Origin of the sequence: Photobacterium iliopiscarium, assembly GCF_003026395.1 — a bacterium.
GTDB classification, from domain to species: domain Bacteria; phylum Pseudomonadota; class Gammaproteobacteria; order Enterobacterales; family Vibrionaceae; genus Photobacterium; species Photobacterium iliopiscarium.
The window spans coordinates 416089-432947 of record NZ_PYOO01000001.1 but is presented as its reverse complement, the minus strand read 5'-3'; the positions used below and the strand labels follow the sequence as shown (position 1 = coordinate 432947).

16 protein-coding genes and 1 pseudogene are annotated in these 16859 nt (G+C 36.5%); 11 read left to right on the top strand and 6 right to left on the bottom strand.

Annotated features, from left to right (window positions below; genetic code table 11):
- Positions 1-3 precede the first annotated feature (3 nt).
- Both C9J51_RS01930 and uhpT read right to left on the bottom strand, forming a co-directional pair.
- On the bottom strand, positions 4-1554 hold the full coding sequence (locus tag C9J51_RS01930; protein WP_045039976.1) for a DUF1800 domain-containing protein: 1551 nt from the start codon (positions 1552-1554) through the stop codon (positions 4-6).
- Positions 1555-1921: 367 nt separating this feature from the next.
- The gene (gene uhpT / locus C9J51_RS01925) at positions 1922-3310 is read right to left on the bottom strand and encodes a hexose-6-phosphate:phosphate antiporter (RefSeq protein ID WP_045037077.1); all 1389 of its coding nucleotides are present in this window, start codon (positions 3308-3310) and stop codon (positions 1922-1924) included.
- A gap of 1166 nt (positions 3311-4476) precedes the next feature.
- On the opposite strand from uhpT, the gene C9J51_RS01920 reads away from it, so the two are divergent.
- Positions 4477-4842, top strand: coding sequence for a SpoIIAA family protein (locus tag C9J51_RS01920; RefSeq protein WP_045037078.1), 366 nt, complete (start codon positions 4477-4479; stop codon positions 4840-4842).
- A gap of 138 nt (positions 4843-4980) precedes the next feature.
- On the opposite strand, the gene C9J51_RS01915 is transcribed toward C9J51_RS01920, so the two are convergent.
- Positions 4981-5193, bottom strand: coding sequence for a VF530 family protein (locus C9J51_RS01915; protein WP_045037079.1), 213 nt, complete (start codon positions 5191-5193; stop codon positions 4981-4983).
- A gap of 364 nt (positions 5194-5557) precedes the next feature.
- Positions 5558-6379: a hypothetical protein gene (locus C9J51_RS01910; RefSeq protein ID WP_107274820.1), complete on the bottom strand. Its 822-nt coding sequence runs from the start codon at positions 6377-6379 to the stop codon at positions 5558-5560.
- A gap of 586 nt (positions 6380-6965) precedes the next feature.
- On the opposite strand from C9J51_RS01910, the gene C9J51_RS01900 reads away from it, so the two are divergent.
- From C9J51_RS01900 to C9J51_RS01860, 9 genes are read left to right on the top strand one after another with little or no spacing between them, the layout of a single operon-like run.
- On the top strand, positions 6966-7364 hold the full coding sequence (locus tag C9J51_RS01900; protein ID WP_045037082.1) for a hypothetical protein: 399 nt from the start codon (positions 6966-6968) through the stop codon (positions 7362-7364).
- Position 7365: 1 nt separating this feature from the next.
- Positions 7366-8133, top strand: a complete 768-nt coding sequence (gene atpB, locus C9J51_RS01895) for a F0F1 ATP synthase subunit A (RefSeq protein WP_045037083.1) — start codon at positions 7366-7368, stop codon at positions 8131-8133.
- Positions 8134-8184: 51 nt separating this feature from the next.
- The gene (gene atpE / locus C9J51_RS01890; RefSeq protein ID WP_036791577.1) at positions 8185-8421 is read left to right on the top strand and encodes a F0F1 ATP synthase subunit C; all 237 of its coding nucleotides are present in this window, start codon (positions 8185-8187) and stop codon (positions 8419-8421) included.
- Positions 8422-8473: 52 nt separating this feature from the next.
- Complete coding sequence (gene atpF / locus C9J51_RS01885; protein WP_045037084.1) at positions 8474-8944, top strand: F0F1 ATP synthase subunit B; 471 nt, start codon at positions 8474-8476, stop codon at positions 8942-8944.
- A gap of 14 nt (positions 8945-8958) precedes the next feature.
- Positions 8959-9507 (top strand): F0F1 ATP synthase subunit delta, encoded by a 549-nt coding sequence (locus C9J51_RS01880; protein ID WP_045037085.1) that lies wholly within the window; start codon positions 8959-8961, stop codon positions 9505-9507.
- A gap of 12 nt (positions 9508-9519) precedes the next feature.
- Entirely contained in the window at positions 9520-11061 is a 1542-nt protein-coding gene (atpA, locus tag C9J51_RS01875) for a F0F1 ATP synthase subunit alpha (RefSeq protein ID WP_045037086.1), read from the top strand.
- A 57-nt stretch (positions 11062-11118) separates the two neighbouring features.
- Positions 11119-11991 (top strand): F0F1 ATP synthase subunit gamma, encoded by an 873-nt coding sequence (gene atpG, locus C9J51_RS01870; protein WP_045037087.1) that lies wholly within the window; start codon positions 11119-11121, stop codon positions 11989-11991.
- 21 nt (positions 11992-12012) lie between these two features.
- Positions 12013-13398 carry a F0F1 ATP synthase subunit beta gene (atpD, locus tag C9J51_RS01865; RefSeq protein WP_045037088.1) on the top strand — a complete coding sequence of 462 codons (1386 nt, stop codon included), beginning with the start codon at positions 12013-12015 and terminating at the stop codon, positions 13396-13398.
- 16 nt (positions 13399-13414) lie between these two features.
- Positions 13415-13858, top strand: coding sequence for a F0F1 ATP synthase subunit epsilon (locus C9J51_RS01860; RefSeq protein WP_045037089.1), 444 nt, complete (start codon positions 13415-13417; stop codon positions 13856-13858).
- 227 nt (positions 13859-14085) lie between these two features.
- On the opposite strand, the gene C9J51_RS01855 is transcribed toward C9J51_RS01860, so the two are convergent.
- Positions 14086-15030, bottom strand: coding sequence for a helix-turn-helix transcriptional regulator (locus C9J51_RS01855; RefSeq protein WP_107274819.1), 945 nt, complete (start codon positions 15028-15030; stop codon positions 14086-14088).
- A 146-nt stretch (positions 15031-15176) separates the two neighbouring features.
- Here C9J51_RS01855 and C9J51_RS01850 point away from each other — a divergent pair, with 146 nt between their 5' ends.
- Positions 15177-15968: an EAL domain-containing protein gene (locus tag C9J51_RS01850; RefSeq protein ID WP_107274818.1), complete on the top strand. Its 792-nt coding sequence runs from the start codon at positions 15177-15179 to the stop codon at positions 15966-15968.
- On the opposite strand, the pseudogene C9J51_RS01845 reads toward C9J51_RS01850, so the two are convergent.
- Positions 15923-16661 (bottom strand): annotated as a pseudogene (locus tag C9J51_RS01845) (transposase). The gene C9J51_RS01850 and the pseudogene C9J51_RS01845 sit on opposite strands and share 46 nt — an antisense overlap.
- Positions 16662-16859: the final 198 nt, after the last annotated feature.

The window sequence follows — 16859 nt, the reverse complement described above, 5'->3', positions numbered from 1 at the left end:
TAATTAACCTTCACAAAAGAATTCAGGAGCCGTTGTTGCAATGTATATAGCATTAAGATAACGGATTTTGAGCTGATAAGGTGCAGAGTGGCTAGCTAAAGTTTTATACATGTAATTTTGAAGACTTTTTGACATTAAACCGCCAAAAAAACGTTCATTAATAAGTGCAACATATTCTGTTGTACCCATTGATAAATCATGAAAATCAGTACGATCCCAATGCCATTCTTTGTAGTCAGTTTTGTTCCATTTTAAGAGGTTGTAAAACATTCTATTATGTGTTTTACGCATAATATCAGCCGTTATAATGGTAAATTCAGGAGCTGTAAGGCCTAAGTCGGCAATTTCACCTTGGGGGGCGTCTGTTGGCTTATAAAAATTAAATACTGTTTCGGCACTGAGTGCTGCTTGACCATAAGTAACCTCAGCCCATTGGGTATCCCACCAGTGATCTCCCGCTGCTTGCATGTTTAATGCGCGTAATTGGTTAGCTACGACAATTACGGGTTCTTTGAGTAAACCAAAATGTTGGTGTTCACCTTGAGTTCCCTGTCCTGCTGCGTTGGCTAAACCTGCAAAAACATCAGGATCGGTTAACACTGCTTTAATTGTGGCTTGTAAATCACCACGAATACCATTGCCGTTATCAACAAATATATCAGCGATACGTTTTATATAATTGCGATTGGGATTACTGGTTACAAATCGTTTAATAAGATGAATGGCAACAAATGCAGGTGTATTACTATGGTTAAACAGCATATCAACCACACCATCTAGATCTTGGTGAATATCTTGTCCTGCGGGGAAATGGGTACCCATAACATTTTTTTCACCCATGTCATGTTGGCTATTATCTGCCAACATTGGGTTGATCCAGTCATGCTGCCAATGCGGGTAATTGATATACCAACCACAAAGTAGACGTGACATATTCTCAACATCATTTTGGTCATAAGTTGGAATTTTATTGCCGTTGTGATCAAGAATGGGTTCGCCATACTCATTAAGTTGCCATAATCCAATGGTGAATAACTGCATACATTCACGTGGGAAATTTTCATCAGGAAAAGTGTTATTTTCTGGATCGTGTTTTTTACTGCCTGATAATGTTAAATATCGTCCCATCATTGGGCTAATTGTAACGGCTTTGAATAAATCTCGAAAATTACCAAATGCATGTGTAACGAGCATATCGTAATAATTGGCTAAACCATCATTTACTGATCCAACACCATTAGAAGAGACCACAAACAATTGACTTAGTGCGTAAGCCATACGCTGACGAAGTTGATCTTCACCTGTAACTGTACATTGCCACCAGATACCTTGGCGCATGTCATCTTGTGCATGAGTGTAGCTTGTACTATTGAAAAGGGCTTTTAGCTTGGGTAAATGATAAGTGGGTGGGATTGAAAGTTGTTCATCAAACCAAGCATCAAAGCCATTTTTTTGAAGTTGGTCAATTTGTTCTTTTTTGGGTCCGAATGAACCACGATAAAGAAATTTAGCGCATTGACGGCGGTCACTGCTGTAGATATTAGTGTCTGTCATAATTATTCCAGTTGATACTTATATTGTATCAATCTTATTAGTGAGTATATGGATTCTTACGGAATAATAATACTCTATATATCTTATTAAGGAATGAGTGTATTGAAATGCTGACAAATAATTGACTTTTTGTACTGTTATGTAGGCGGTTATTAATGGTAACTATAAATAGATATTAAAAGTAGAGATGTGAATTGTTTTTTATTTGTATATCGACATAGTTATATTTGAAGTGTTTATTTTTATTTCAAGTCGTTATTAATAATATTATTAATTAGAATAAAGGCTCTATTTATTTTTTTTGTAGATAATAAAAAACCCTCATAATTGGTTTAATTATGAGGGTTTTTTTATGATGCTAGCTCTATTAATACGCAGCAGGTTGCTGTGCTAATTTGCGGATTTTAATTTCTTCAAATAAAGCAACAACAGCCATTAATACAAAACAAGCGATCGCAGCAGCTTTAATTGCGGCAAAAGTACCAGTCCAGCCATCAAGACCAAAGAATGGGTTACCTTCTGCAATATAGCCAAGACCAATTTTTGCAAATGAATCACCAATTAGGTAAGCAAATGTACCTTTAACACCGTCAGCTGCGGCTAGACCTTGTTTAGGTACAAAACCGATAGCTGCCACACCAATCAGTAATTGAGGTGCAAATACTAAGAAGCCAAGTGCAAACAATGATGCTTTATAAGCAAAGATAGAATCAGCGTGTTGGTAGTAACCTAGGGTAAATACAATACCAATTAAAGCGATGCAAGATACCGCGCCACGACGACCATTAAATAAGTCTGATAATAGACCCCATAAACACGTACCAACTAAAGCTCCCACTTCAAACATAGTAAAGCCAGAGTTTGCAACATCTTTAGAGAAACCTAAAATTTGGTGTGCATAAACTGTTGACCATTGGTCAATACCGCTACGTACGATATAAAGAAAGACGTTAGCAAAACAAAGTAACCAGATCACTTTATTAAAGAGAACATATTTCTTAAAAATTTCCATTTTAGTCAGTTTGTTTTCTTTAACGGCATTATCTTCTTCTGAAATGGGTTCTTCAAAAAGTTCTTCTACTGTACCAAGTCCATAAGCTTCTGGGCTGTCGTTACCCATAAAGAAGCCGATAATCGCAATAATGATGGCGATAGCCGCAGGGAAAATGAACATCCCTTTTACATCACCACCAAAGAAGTAATCAGCACCAAACATAGCAACAGCAGCGGCTAATGCACCACCGGCATTGTGTGAGATGTTCCAAAAACCAACGCCAAGACCACGACGATTACGTGGTGTCCAGTTAGTAATGGTTACTACTGAGTTTGAACCACCACCTGATTGGAAGAAACCTGATGCGGCATAAAGGATGGTCATCATAATAAATTGGCTAGAACTTGGTCCCATGACTAAGCCCATACCAAGAATACAAAAACCTGATAATAAAAGACCTAAAGGAAGAATGTTTTTCGCATTCTTACCGCCAGACCAGTAATTTAGAACAGTCTTACCAACACCGTAAGTAATTGAGAATCCAAGACCGATAGTACCAAGCTGGGTTAAACTCATGCCGTAATCAGAAATCATGTCATTCTGGGCAATGTTGAAGTTTTTACGGACCAAATACATGGCCATATAACTAACGAAAACTACTAAATAGGACTTTAAAAAAGGAGAAAACCATAGTTTACGACGTTCTTTTGGCGATAGGTCAAGCGTGGGCTTGCGGACTCGTTTAAGTATTGATAATTCCATCGGCTGGATCTCTTAGGGCTTAAATAAGATTTGTATTGATAAGACAAATCACTATGGCGAGACGATACCGATGTTATTGATAAACGGATTAAGAATTTTTCCTAGTTTTTTAATGGAATTTTAAATCTCAAAGTTAGATCACGTTTTTTGATATTCACCATGAAATCTTTGGTTTCATTTTTGATGTGATTGGTAAGGATAAACTGAATACAATACATTATGATTGTGTTTTTACATAAATCAATAAAATAATAACTGCTTATTGTAAATCGTATTATTGATATTTATTACCTTTAATTAGTTCTTCTATGGTTTTATTTTCTTGTTTTTTACTTAAAAATAGAAAAATAACACAGTCAAGTGACGGGTGAAATAATTTAAATAAATGAGATTGTGATTTAAAAGAGGGTGGAATAAGTAATATTGATGTCGGCTACGATTAATTTAATTAAATTTAAAAGGTAGTGTGTTGATTATTAATATAATCATAGCTAATAATAATTATTATTAGTGCGTTTTTGAAAAAACCAGACTTTTAAATTTGCCTATTATCGATTTATCTACCATAGTTTAATTAACCTGAACTGAGATATATTATCGAGCTTACGGAGGAAACAAGCTGTTTTCATCTAACTCAGGGATTCAGGTCCCAGTTGTTATTAGTAGACCTATTCAACCCGTTATTGATAACAATCAAGTTGCAACGCGTAACAGTAAGTGAAATACGTAAAAGCTTCTAAGGTAACACTCTTAGTTGTTAACAATTTGGATAGTAATACCGTAAAAATCTTGCTTCTTCGTCAAAATATCGGTCCATACACAGTTATCGGACACGCCAAGCTCAACGTAATGAGTGACGAAGCGTAACAAACTTGATGTGCCATGTAAGTACATTAAGTGCAACATCCTAGCCGCACTTACACAGTGCGGCTTTTTTATTTTATAATCGTTATGATTGAAATGTTATCGTGTTGATATATAAGTATAATTCACTGATTCCATGAAAAGTAGTTAACTATTCATATGCAATTAACGCTGATTATTATTGTTGCAATGTGATATTGAATAAAGAGCTTGTTTTAGAAGCTGAAGCAATAGTGATAAGAGTGCATAGTAAATACACTGTAAAGTTAGCTAATTGACATAATGTTGAAGAAGGAATTTATATGTTAACGATGATTGATATTGGCATTGATAATGCGGTTGCTTTTACGTTGTCAGGCAAAGTAACAGAAGATGATATGAAGCGCGTATTGATGGATGCGGAAGCGAAAACTGTCGATCATGGTGGAATCGTAATTTATGAGGAAATTGAGAGTTTTTCAGGTATTGAGCTAGCTGCAATTGTTGAAGAGTTAAAATATCTTGTTCATGCTGGTTTAAAACATATTAAGCAAGTTGCTGTGGTTGCTGATGCCCGTTGGATTGAAAAAGTGGTTAAGGTTGAAGATGCACTATTCCGTGATATTGATATTCAATACTTTACCTTTGCTGAAAAGCCACAAGCGATCACGTTTTTACAACTGCAATAAGTTAATATCAATTATAGTGTCGGTTAGTGGTCGTCGATGCCTCATGTGTTAAGACGAATACCCCTAATTAAGTTTACTAAGCCGCTACATTTTCAGCTCAATGAGCGAAGAATGTAGCGGCTTTTTTATATCTGGTTATTAGCGAACCATATCAAGATACAAGCTTTCAACCTTAGTACGTGCCCATTCAGTCTTACGTAAGAACTTAAGACTTGATTTGATGCTTGGATCATCATTAAAGCAACGAATGTTAATCCGTGCTCCTAGTTCATTCCAGCCATAATGCTCTACAAGTTCAACCAATACTTTCTCTAAGGTAATGCCGTGTAGCGGGTTATTTTTCTGTGTCATGGTATATGCCGTCTGAGTGACTAATTTAAGATGTTGAGTGAGTCGTCGTAGTGTAACTGACAATGGTCAGATAACCCACCGTCGAATTTCGTGTGATTCGAGCAGATTGATTAAGAGTGTGGTTACTTCAAGATAAGCACAACGTACTGAGACGGCCTTTACATTAATTAAATTTTTTTGTTAGTACCCACCGCTGCTATATCACAGATCTATTCATTATAAAATGTCAAAGAGTAAGGGGTTATATTTGATAGCGTAACCATCTTGTTATGCCAATATTTAATATGATGCTTCAACTTATATAAAGGAGGTATATTTATCTGTTTTTTGTTGGTGGTAAAATAAAGCATTGCTTTGGTGTGGTTTAATAAGATTGTAATAGTTTAATGGGTGGTTGTTTATTTATATTATTGATTTTTTTTCTTCTTTGTAATGCACATTTTGGACACCCACTACCGGCAAGATGGTTGGTTGGTAATTGAAGAAATTGACCATGAATAGTACAAATAATTGCGCCTTTTGTCCTCATATTATGGTATTCAAATAATGAATAGTTATATTGATTGTCATGAATTTTTTTTGCATTAACGATAAATTGTTTTGTGGTTTTTTTATGGTTGTTTTTTGCACATTTTGGGCAGCCGCTACCTCGTAAATGTGTATCTGCTCGTTGAGTGAAATTCCCATGAATAAGACAAGTTATGTCTATTTTTTGAAGTGCATTGATATAGTTGATATTGGAATACTGGTAGCGATTATGATGAATGTTATTTGCTTTTTCTATGTAGACAGTTTGTGAGTAATGATAAGACGCAACACATTTTGGACAGCCTTTTCCTGCAAGATGCGCATTAGGGCTTTGTTCAAAATTACCATGAATACGACAAAAAATAACGCCTTTTAATGACGTCCTCTTATATATAAATTCTTCATAGGTATATTTATCGTTGTGAATAGTCATTGCTTGGGCGATAAAGTCACTTAAATTCCTTTTTAGTTTACCAGAACAAGCAGGACAGCCATGTCCAGTAAGGTGTACATCAGGGCGTTGTTCAAAATTCCCATGGATTTTGCAAGTAATGATGCCTTTAGTTTTGGCATTTATATAATTAAAAAAAGCATAACTGTACTGTTCTTGGTGGCGATTTTTTGCCTTTATGATGAATGTGTCATTCTTTTTATTCATTATAATTTAGTTTCTTTTTGGTTTCTTTTTAGTGTTTTTTTGTTAGTTAAATAATTTCATAAATGTGGTCGAATTATTTTTTTAAAATTTCAGATAGTGCAATTGTCGGGAAAATAACAATTTTTAATACAATTAGCATAATGAGCGATATGTTTTTATGTAAAATAAAGTTAAAGAATGTTAATGATTATTTATGCGAATTTTGCACATTATAATGTGAATATTAGGTTGCAACATCAAGCACCAAAAATGGTAATCATTGTTTGCATTTATTTTAATGGCTATCCCAAAATTGATCACGTAAATTTCATATCGCAAAATATAGGTCTAAACACATTGAATAATAAGCCTATTAGTAAAATTACTTAATATGTAGAACTCGGTTTTATATATTGAGTGAAGTGGCAGGGTCGGATGTTTTATTGTGATGTGAAAATATTTGAAAATATATTCAGTTTTGATACAGGCTTGATGTGTAACCTGATATAAACAGAAATTAATTAATGGTTTTATATTTTTTGTAATAAATACCATTAAAGAAAGGAGCAATAATAACTACGATACAGTCGGTGTAGAGGATTTAAATATGAAAGCAGACTCAGGTTGTAACGATATTATTTCTGCAGCAAAAATCATATTACTCGGCCAATTAATAGTTGGATTTTTATTTATAATATCTATTTGTATTACAAATAATTCGTTTGGTGTGAAATCTGCAATTATAGGTGTGGCGATCGCTGTTATTCCTTCATTGCTTGGACTTGGTAGTGCGGCATATAAATTGAAGATGAATACAGACGTTAGTATCAGATATTTAGCCAAGCTTAACTCGCTAGTTAAATGGGTTTATACCGCTTTAATGATATTAACTGTGGTTCGTTTTATACCCGTTGATAACAAAATTATGCTGTTAGCGTATAGCGTTACATTTTTAGGGTGCTTTTTAACTCCGATACTTAACAAACCTCAATTTAGGATGACGTAAGGTGGAATCAGTAACTACCGCTCACGATTATATTGAGCACCATCTAACATTCTTCACTGTGGGTAAGGGTTTTTGGAGCATTAATATTGACTCCATGCTCATGGTTTGGTTGTTAGGTTTACTGTTTATCGGTGTCTTTAGATATGTTGCTACACGAGGAACCAGTGGTGTTCCTGGTAAATTGCAATGTTTCATTGAGATAACCTATGAATTTGTAAATAACCTTGTTACGGAAATTTTTCAAACCAAAGATAAGTTAATTGGGCCATTGGCATTAACTATTTTTGTTTGGGTTTTCTTGATGAACGCAATTGACTTATTACCGGTTGATTTTATTCCTGCACTTGCTCGCCTACTTGGTTTTGAGCATTTCCGTGAATTACCTTCAGCGGATGTCAATGTACCGATGTCGATGGCGCTTGGTGTATTTATGTTAATCATAATTTACACGTTAAAAGCAAAAGGATTAAGTGGTTTTATTAAAGAACTCACGACACAACCTTTTGAAAGTCCATGGCTTTACCCGGTGAACTTAGTTTTGGAGTTAGTAACATTAATTTCAAAACCAATTTCTCTCGGTCTTCGGTTGTTCGGCAACATGTATGCAGGTGAAATGATTTTCATCCTAATTGCGTTGATGCCGTGGTGGATGCAATGGGCGCTCAGCGTTCCATGGGCATTATTCCATATTCTTATTGTGTTCCTTCAGGCCTTCATCTTTATGGTACTAACCGTTGTGTACCTTGCGATGGCAACAGAAGAACATTAATAAACTAAGTTCGATTTACGTTTTAACTATTTAATAATTTTGGAGTCATTCATGGATATTGTAAGTGCAGTTCTTTATGTTGCTGGTGCACTACTGATTGGTTTGGGCGCTGCGGGTGCGGCTGCTGGTATTGGTAACTTAGCAGGTAAATATCTTGAAGGTGTTGCACGTCAGCCGGATCTTATGCCAATGCTACGTACACAGTTCTTTATCATGATGGGTCTTGTCGATGCGGTTCCTATGATTGGTGTTGGTATTGGTCTTTACATCATCTTTGCTGTGGCTTAATAGCTAAAACTACCGTTATTTATCATAACGTTATTTAAATAGTGAGGATGGTATGAATTTAAATGCAACCATGCTTGGTCAAGCAATATCCTTTGTGATTTTTGTTTGGTTATGCATGAAATATGTCTGGCCGCCGCTTACCGCGTTGATAGAACAACGCCAACGTGATATTGCAGACGGACTTATTCATACTGAAAACGCAGCGAAAGAACTCGACATCGCAAAAGCGAATGGTGCCAAAGTTCTTGAAGATGCGAAGAAAAGTGCGAGTGAGTTAGTTGAACAAGGTAATAAGCGTCGAGCACAGATTATCGAAGATGCCCAAGCTGAAGGCGTGAAAGAAAAAGCCCGTCTTGTAGCGCAAGGTCAAGCAGAGTTAGAAAGCGAACGTAATCGCATTCGTCAGGAACTACGTGCTGAAATGTCCGATATGGTCATTGAAACTGCTGAGAAACTGATTAATCGCAATTTGGATACTGATGCTAACCGCGATCTCGTTAATAAACTTATCACGGATATGTAAGCGGAGAGCACATTATGTCAGATCCACTAACCATTGCTCAGCCCTATGCCAAAGCCGCATTTGATTATGCGGTTGCTAATCAGGCATTGGAACAATGGGAGCAAATGTTGACCATCGCAGCAACGGTTGCTAGTCAACCAATCATTGCTCAGCAGATTGAAGACAGCGAACAGTTTGGTGCTAATGATTCAGCAGCGTTTACTGACATGTTCTTGGGCGTTTGTGAAGGTCTACTGGACGAACATGGCCAGAACCTGATCAAAGTAATGGCTGAAAATGGACGGCTAAATGTGATCGTTCAGGTTGTCGAATTGTTTCATGAGCTTAAAGATGATTATGAACGCATGGTTACTGCGCATGTCACTACTACTGAGCCATTAAGCATTCAACAACAAGCCAATTTAGTACAGGCGCTGCAGAAAAAATTAAATCGTAGTGTTGAGCTTGATTGCCACATCGATGAAACGCTAATAGGCGGCATACTGATCAACGCTGGAGAACTGGTGATTGACGGTACGCTTAAAAGCTCTATCAACCGACTCGCAACGAGCCTTCAGGCGTAATAGGTAATAGATATGCAACTAAACTCGAACGAAATTAGCGATTTAATTAGACAACGAATCGCAACCTTCAACGTGACAAGTCAAGCACGTAACGAAGGGACTATCGTCTCTGTAAGCGACGGTATTATTAGTATCAATGGTCTTGCTGATGTTATGCAAGGTGAGATGATTGAACTACCTGGCAACCGTTATGCGTTAGCACTTAACTTAGAGCGTCACTCTGTAGGTGCGGTAGTAATGGGTCCTTATGCTGACCTTGCAGAAGGCATGAAAGTAACAGGTACTGGTCGTATCCTTGAAGTACCCGTAGGTAAAGGCTTATTAGGGCGAGTGGTTAATACCCTAGGTCAACCTATTGATGGTAAAGGCGCTATTGATAATGACGGTTTTGCGCCGGTAGAAATCATTGCTCCAGGTGTTATTGACCGTAAGTCGGTTGATCAGCCTATTCAAACCGGCTACAAAGCAGTTGATGCAATGGTACCAATCGGTCGTGGTCAGCGTGAGCTTATCATCGGTGACCGTCAAACAGGTAAAACAGCGATGGCGATTGATGCCATCATTAATCAGAAAGATTCTGGTATTTACTCTGTTTATGTCGCTATCGGTCAAAAAGCATCAACTATTGCTAACGTAGTACGTAAGTTAGATGAAAACGGCGCACTACAAAATACTATTATCGTGGTTGCCTCTGCTTCAGAAGCCGCCGCACTACAGTACCTAGCACCTTATGCTGGTTGTACTATGGGCGAATATTTCCGTGACCGCGGTGAAGATGCATTGATTGTTTATGATGACTTATCAAAACAAGCTGTCGCTTACCGTCAAATTTCACTATTGCTTAAGCGTCCACCAGGCCGTGAAGCTTATCCTGGTGATGTTTTCTACCTTCACTCCCGTTTGCTAGAACGTGCTTCACGTGTAAATGCACACTATGTTGAGCAATTTACTCATGGTGAAGTAACAGGTAAAACTGGTTCATTAACCGCATTGCCGATTATCGAAACCCAAGCGGGTGACGTATCTGCTTTCGTACCAACAAACGTAATCTCGATTACTGATGGTCAGATCTTCCTTCAGACTAACTTGTTTAATGCAGGTTTACGTCCAGCAGTAGATCCAGGTATTTCAGTGTCTCGTGTTGGTGGTGCTGCGCAAACTAAGATCATTAAGAAACTGTCTGGTGGTATTCGTACAGCATTGGCACAGTATCGTGAACTTGCAGCATTTGCTCAGTTCTCATCTGACCTTGATGATGCGACCCGTAAGCAGCTTGATCACGGTGAGAAAGTAACAGAACTGATGAAGCAAAAGCAGTACGCGCCAATGTCTGTAGCGGAGCAAGCACTTGCTATCTTCTCTGCTGAGAAAGGTTATTTAAACAGTGTTGAGTTATCTCAAATTGGTGCGTTTGAAGAAGCATTAATGGCGTTTGCTAAGAGTCAACATGCAGAGTTGCTTGCTTCAATTAATGAATCAGGTAATTACAACGATGATATCGAAGCAAGTTTACATCAGCTTCTAAAAACATTCGTTGATACGCAGTCGTACTAAGTAACGAAAATACTTTCCGTCCGAACGACGTAGTATGAATGTAGATAGGAGCTAACCATGGCAAATGCAAAAGAGATCCGCACTAAAATCGCTAGCGTACAAAATACGCAAAAGATCACTAGTGCAATGCAAATGGTTGCCGCAAGTAAGATGCGTAAAGTTCAACATAACATGGAAGCAACCCGCCCTTACGCAGAGAATATGCGTAAGGTGATCGGACACTTAACTTCCGGTTCGTTGGAATATAAACATCCCTATCTTGAAGAGCGTGAAGTAAAACGAGTAGCTTACATCATTATTTCCTCAGACCGAGGATTGTGTGGTGGCTTGAACATTAACTTGTTCAAGAAAGCGCTGGCAGATATGCGCCAGTGGCAAGATCAAGGGGTTGATGTAGATACCACCTTGATCGGCTCAAAAGCAATTTCGTTTTTTCATCGCTTCGGCAACGTGATTGCACAAACATCAGGTATTGGTGATTCACCAAAACTGGAAGATATTTTAGGCCCGGTTAATGCCATGTTGGAGTTTTTCGACGAAGGTAAAATTGACCGTTTGTTCCTCGTTTACAACCAATTTGTAAATACCATGGTGCAAATGCCAAAGGTAATCCAGTTGTTACCTAACCCTAAGCTTGAACAAGAAGCATCAGACGATGTGAATAAAGCAAGCCGTTGGGATTATATCTATGAGCCTGATCCTAAACCGATCCTCAATGAATTGATGCTTCGTTATATCGAATCACAAGTCTATCAAGGCACCGTTGAGAGTATCGCTTGTGAACAAGCAGCACGAATGGTTGCAATGAAAGCTGCAACAGATAACGCGGGTGAGCTGATTAATGATCTTCAGCTTGTATATAACAAAGCCCGTCAAGCAGCAATTACCCAAGAGCTAAGTGAAATCGTCTCTGGGGCACAAGCCGTTTAAACAGAATTTTAAGGACATCAAATGAGTACTGGTAAGATTGTCAAAGTCATCGGCGCTGTCGTTGACGTTGAATTTAATCAAGATAGCGTGCCACGAGTATATGATGCGCTTACCCTGAGTGACAGTGAGCATGCAGCACTTGTTCTAGAAGTGCAGCAGCAAATTGGTAGCGGTGTTGTACGTTGTATCGCAATGGGTTCATCAGACGGTCTTCGTCGTGGTTTAGAAGTGGTTAATACTAAAGCGCCAATTTCTGTACCTGTAGGTGAAGAAACTCTTGGCCGTATCATGAACGTATTGGGTGCTCCAATCGATGAGTGTGGTGAAATTGGTGAAAAGAAAAAATATGCCATTCACCGCGCAGCACCTTCTTATGAAGAACAATCAAACAGCTCTGAATTATTAGAGACTGGCGTTAAGGTTATCGACCTTATTTGTCCGTTTGCTAAAGGTGGTAAAGTTGGTCTGTTTGGTGGTGCGGGTGTAGGTAAGACAGTTAACATGATGGAACTTATCAATAACATCGCTAAAGCGCACTCAGGTTTATCAGTATTTACCGGTGTTGGTGAGCGTACTCGTGAAGGTAATGACTTCTATTACGAGATGAAAGAAGCAGGGGTTTTGGATAAAGTAGCCATGGTCTATGGTCAAATGAACGAGCCCCCTGGTAACCGTCTACGTGTTGCATTAACGGGTTTAACTGTTGCAGAAAGTTTCCGTGATGAAGGCCGTGATGTATTGTTATTTATCGATAACATTTATCGTTACACTTTGGCTGGAACAGAAGTATCAGCACTGCTAGGTCGTATGCCATCAGCGGTAGGTTACCAACCAACACTTGCTGAAGAAATGGGTGTATTGCAAGAGCGTATTACATCGACTAAAACAGGTTCTATTACCTCTATTCAAGCAGTATATGTACCTGCCGATGACTTAACTGACCCATCACCAGCAACTACGTTTGCTCACCTTGATGCGACGGTTGTATTGTCACGTAATATTGCAGCATTAGGTCTATACCCTGCGATTGACCCACTGGATTCAACATCTCGTCAACTTGATCCATTAGTTGTTGGTCAAGAGCATTATGATGTTGCTCGTGGCGTACAAACTGTGCTTCAGCGTTATAAAGAATTAAAAGATATTATCGCTATTCTTGGTATGGATGAGCTATCTGAAGAAGATAAGCAAACTGTATCTCGTGCACGTAAGATTGAACGTTTCTTAACGCAGCCTTACCACGTAGCGGAAGTATTTACAGGTCAAAAAGGTATTTTTGTTTCTCTTAAAGAGACAATCATAGGCTTTAAAGGCTTATTAAGCGGTGAGTATGATGACATTCCAGAACAAGCATTCTTGTACTGTGGTGGCATTGATAATGTACTCGAAAAAGCGAAAACCTTATAAGGCTTAAGGAGTCATTATGGCTATTGGCGTTACAGAGAACACGTTCCAACTCAATATCGTAAGTGCTGAGGGATCTTTGTTCTCTGGTCCAGCCCACGCGCTGGCAGTTTCAGGCACCGATGGTGAGTTGGGTATTCGCCCTGGTCACTCTCCGTTATTAAGCCGATTAAAACCTGGTGTAGCAAGCTTTGTCACAAATCTGAAGGATCCCGAAGAAATCCTTTATATTTCTGGCGGTATAGTTGAAGTTCAGCCCAACGTAGTAACTGTACTTGCCGATACGGCAATGCATGGGAAGGACATCGATCAAGCCCGCGCTGATGAAGCTCGCCGCGCTGCCGAAGAAAATATCAACAGGCATGCTGATGATGTTAACTTCGCAATGGCGGAAATGGATCTGGCAAAAGCAATGGCACAATTACGTGCGGTTGAATTAACTCAGAAACAAATGCGCCGTTAAACCAGTTGGAATAAAACGCTAACCGTGCGTTATGGTTAAATCACCATAACGATAACGTGTGGTTATTGTCTTATGCTTACTGGTTCCCGTCTCTATAGGTCTCCAGCCTAATACCAAGGGACAATATAATAGATATACAGGATGTTATTTATTATTGGTGAACGTAAGTTTACCGTCACTATCTAAAGTCCCTGTTCTGTACCGAGAGCAGGGATTTTTTTGTGTTTTTATATTTCTGTATGGATTGATGTTTCATATATTTTCTTTAAAAGAGTAGGGTTATTTCTTTTTAAACTATGATAACTTTTTAAACAAAAGTTTAAAAAATTTTTGTTTGATAATAAGGTTATGGTGTCTATTTTTATTATATGTAAAAAATTCAAATCACTATATTCATTTAATATAGAATCAGGTTCTGCGACTGTTGCTATTTTTTCTCCGCCACCAGAGACAATTAATTTTAAAAAAAAATCAGTACGCACATAAAAAAAAACATATTTTAAGTCATTATTCTTAATGAGAGTATCAAATAAACACAATGTAGATAATTTATAATAATCTTTAGTTGATGTCACGTGCTCTAAAACTGCAATACTATTGATTTTACCATTAACATTTTTTATATATAAATCACTTAAGTTATCACTGTGGCCATAATTAAAAATTTTGTCATTTGTATATAAATGTATAAAAAAAGCTTCTATGATATCATCTAAACACCAACAGCCGACGGTTATTGGCCATTTATCGTTCAATTTAAAATGTTCATTTTTTTGAATTCCTAAACATTCACTAATATTATCATTAAGATTATGTCTGTTTTTTGATAATTTAAATGAAATATTATTTGAGCTTTTAAAATTGTTGATTTTTTTATATCTGTTTATTTCTATCCCAAATCTTACTTTTAATGATTTTTCTATCATATTTTCATTTATAGAAATGCTACTAATTGAATATATATAGGGAACAAGTAAATTTAGCTTTCGCATTATCCTTACTTTTTTCTCCAACGAAGGTGCTGTTTTTTCATTTTCCCAACGGCTTAAAGTTACTACATCTAATTTAGATAAAAAATCATCATTTAAAGTCAATATATCAACAAGATCATTTTGAGATAAGTCATTGTCATTTCTGTGTTTTTTTATGAGTGTGATGAAATTATCTTGCACTTGATACCTCTAATCATAGCATTAACATAAGTAATACTAATGCTAACCACATGTAAAAATCAAATGTTTTTATTGTAAGATATAGCATTAAACTATATCTTAAATTAAAGATGCTATTACGATATGGCATGCATGAAAGGTAACCTGTGGGTACTATCTCTAATGGTTTATTTCTTATGTGTAATCAAAAAAGTGTAATAACAAAAAAGACTATAATTGATGGTTTGAGTCATAATTTATTCATTAATAATTATCAACCAATTTATAATGTAGAGGATAACTCACTTAATGGTGTTGAGGTTTTATTAAGATTTAATAGCCCATATTTAGGCGATATCAGTCCAGAACATTTTATCGCAAGTGCAGAGAGAGAGAATTTGATTAGTGAACTTTTCTTTTTTTCTGCTAATCAAGCGATAAAAGATTTAAATTATAATCATAGACTGAAAAAAATATCTATTAACATTTCCCCGAGTACATTAAATGTTCCTTATCTATACCGTTGGTTGCGTGATAAATGTAAAGATAATTGTATACCTAATAAGAATGTAACCTTAGAAATAACAGAAAATGTTGAATATATTGAAACAAAAACATCATTAGAAAATATTGAAAAATTAAAATTGCTCGGTTTTGGTTTGTCCATCGATGATTTTGGCACTGGATATTCTTCTTTGTCACGGTTAAGAGCTATTCCATTTACTGAACTAAAAATAGATAAAATGTTTATTGAAAATATTACGACAAATTATTCAGATAGAAAAATAATAGAGCATTTAGTTGATTTAACACAAAGTATGGGGTTACAAACTGTTGCTGAAGGTATTGAAAATTTAGAAACCTACCGTATAGTTAAAGACTTAGGTGTTAATTTATGCCAAGGCTATTTCTTTCATAAGCCAATGACTATAGATGATATATTAGAGGTTTCAATATAAAGATTAAACCGAGACTCAGCCAATGTTAATAACCTTTCAGGTATCGGTAATGATTGTGCTCCACACTTAATTAGTGTGTTGAATGTGTCTTCAACTCAGAACTGATAGTTAAATCTAAAACAGAATTCATCAAGACAACGAGGAATATATTTTTCTCTAATCGCGTGATATGTCCCTTTTATTGAGTTATTAACATTACCAATCATGGCATCTACTCAATGAAATGCAGCTTCATATTGATAAAGCTCCTTACCATTGTTTGATAATGAACCATGAATAATCTCAGCGGCTATTAATCTATTAAAACAAGAAGCAACACTTAGTAGCATGATGGACTTCTTCATTCAAAGAGATTGCATATACTAAAGGTGTTTTCTTTTGAGCTCCGCATCCTTGTTTCCCTTAAACATCATCTAATTGTATAATATAGATCAATTTTCGTTTTGGCTCTAATGCTGAAATACTATTTCTATCTTGGACGATGAGGAAATTTTGAGAAACCATGTGATTAACGGTAATCTTGAATGAGAAAAAAGAGTACTAGATGTCAATGATGTTTGATGGTGACATTTATTGCATTGATATAATGGTTGAGATTTAAGTTAACAATAAATTTTAGAATAACATTCAGGGCAAATATAACCATTTTTCCACACGTTCTCTACGTCGTTTTTCAGTCCCGTATATTTGCATAAATTTGTGTATAGAGATGCTTTTCTGAAATTGGATTACATTTTCAAATAATGGTAATTAATATCATATGTATAAAAAGTGCTAAGTGTTATAGCCTTAGCACTTTTTATAGATTTTATTAATGTATATTTAATATTTTAAAAATATTCAAATATATACAAAAAATAGTTATTTTTTTTGTATTGTTAATAATGGTTT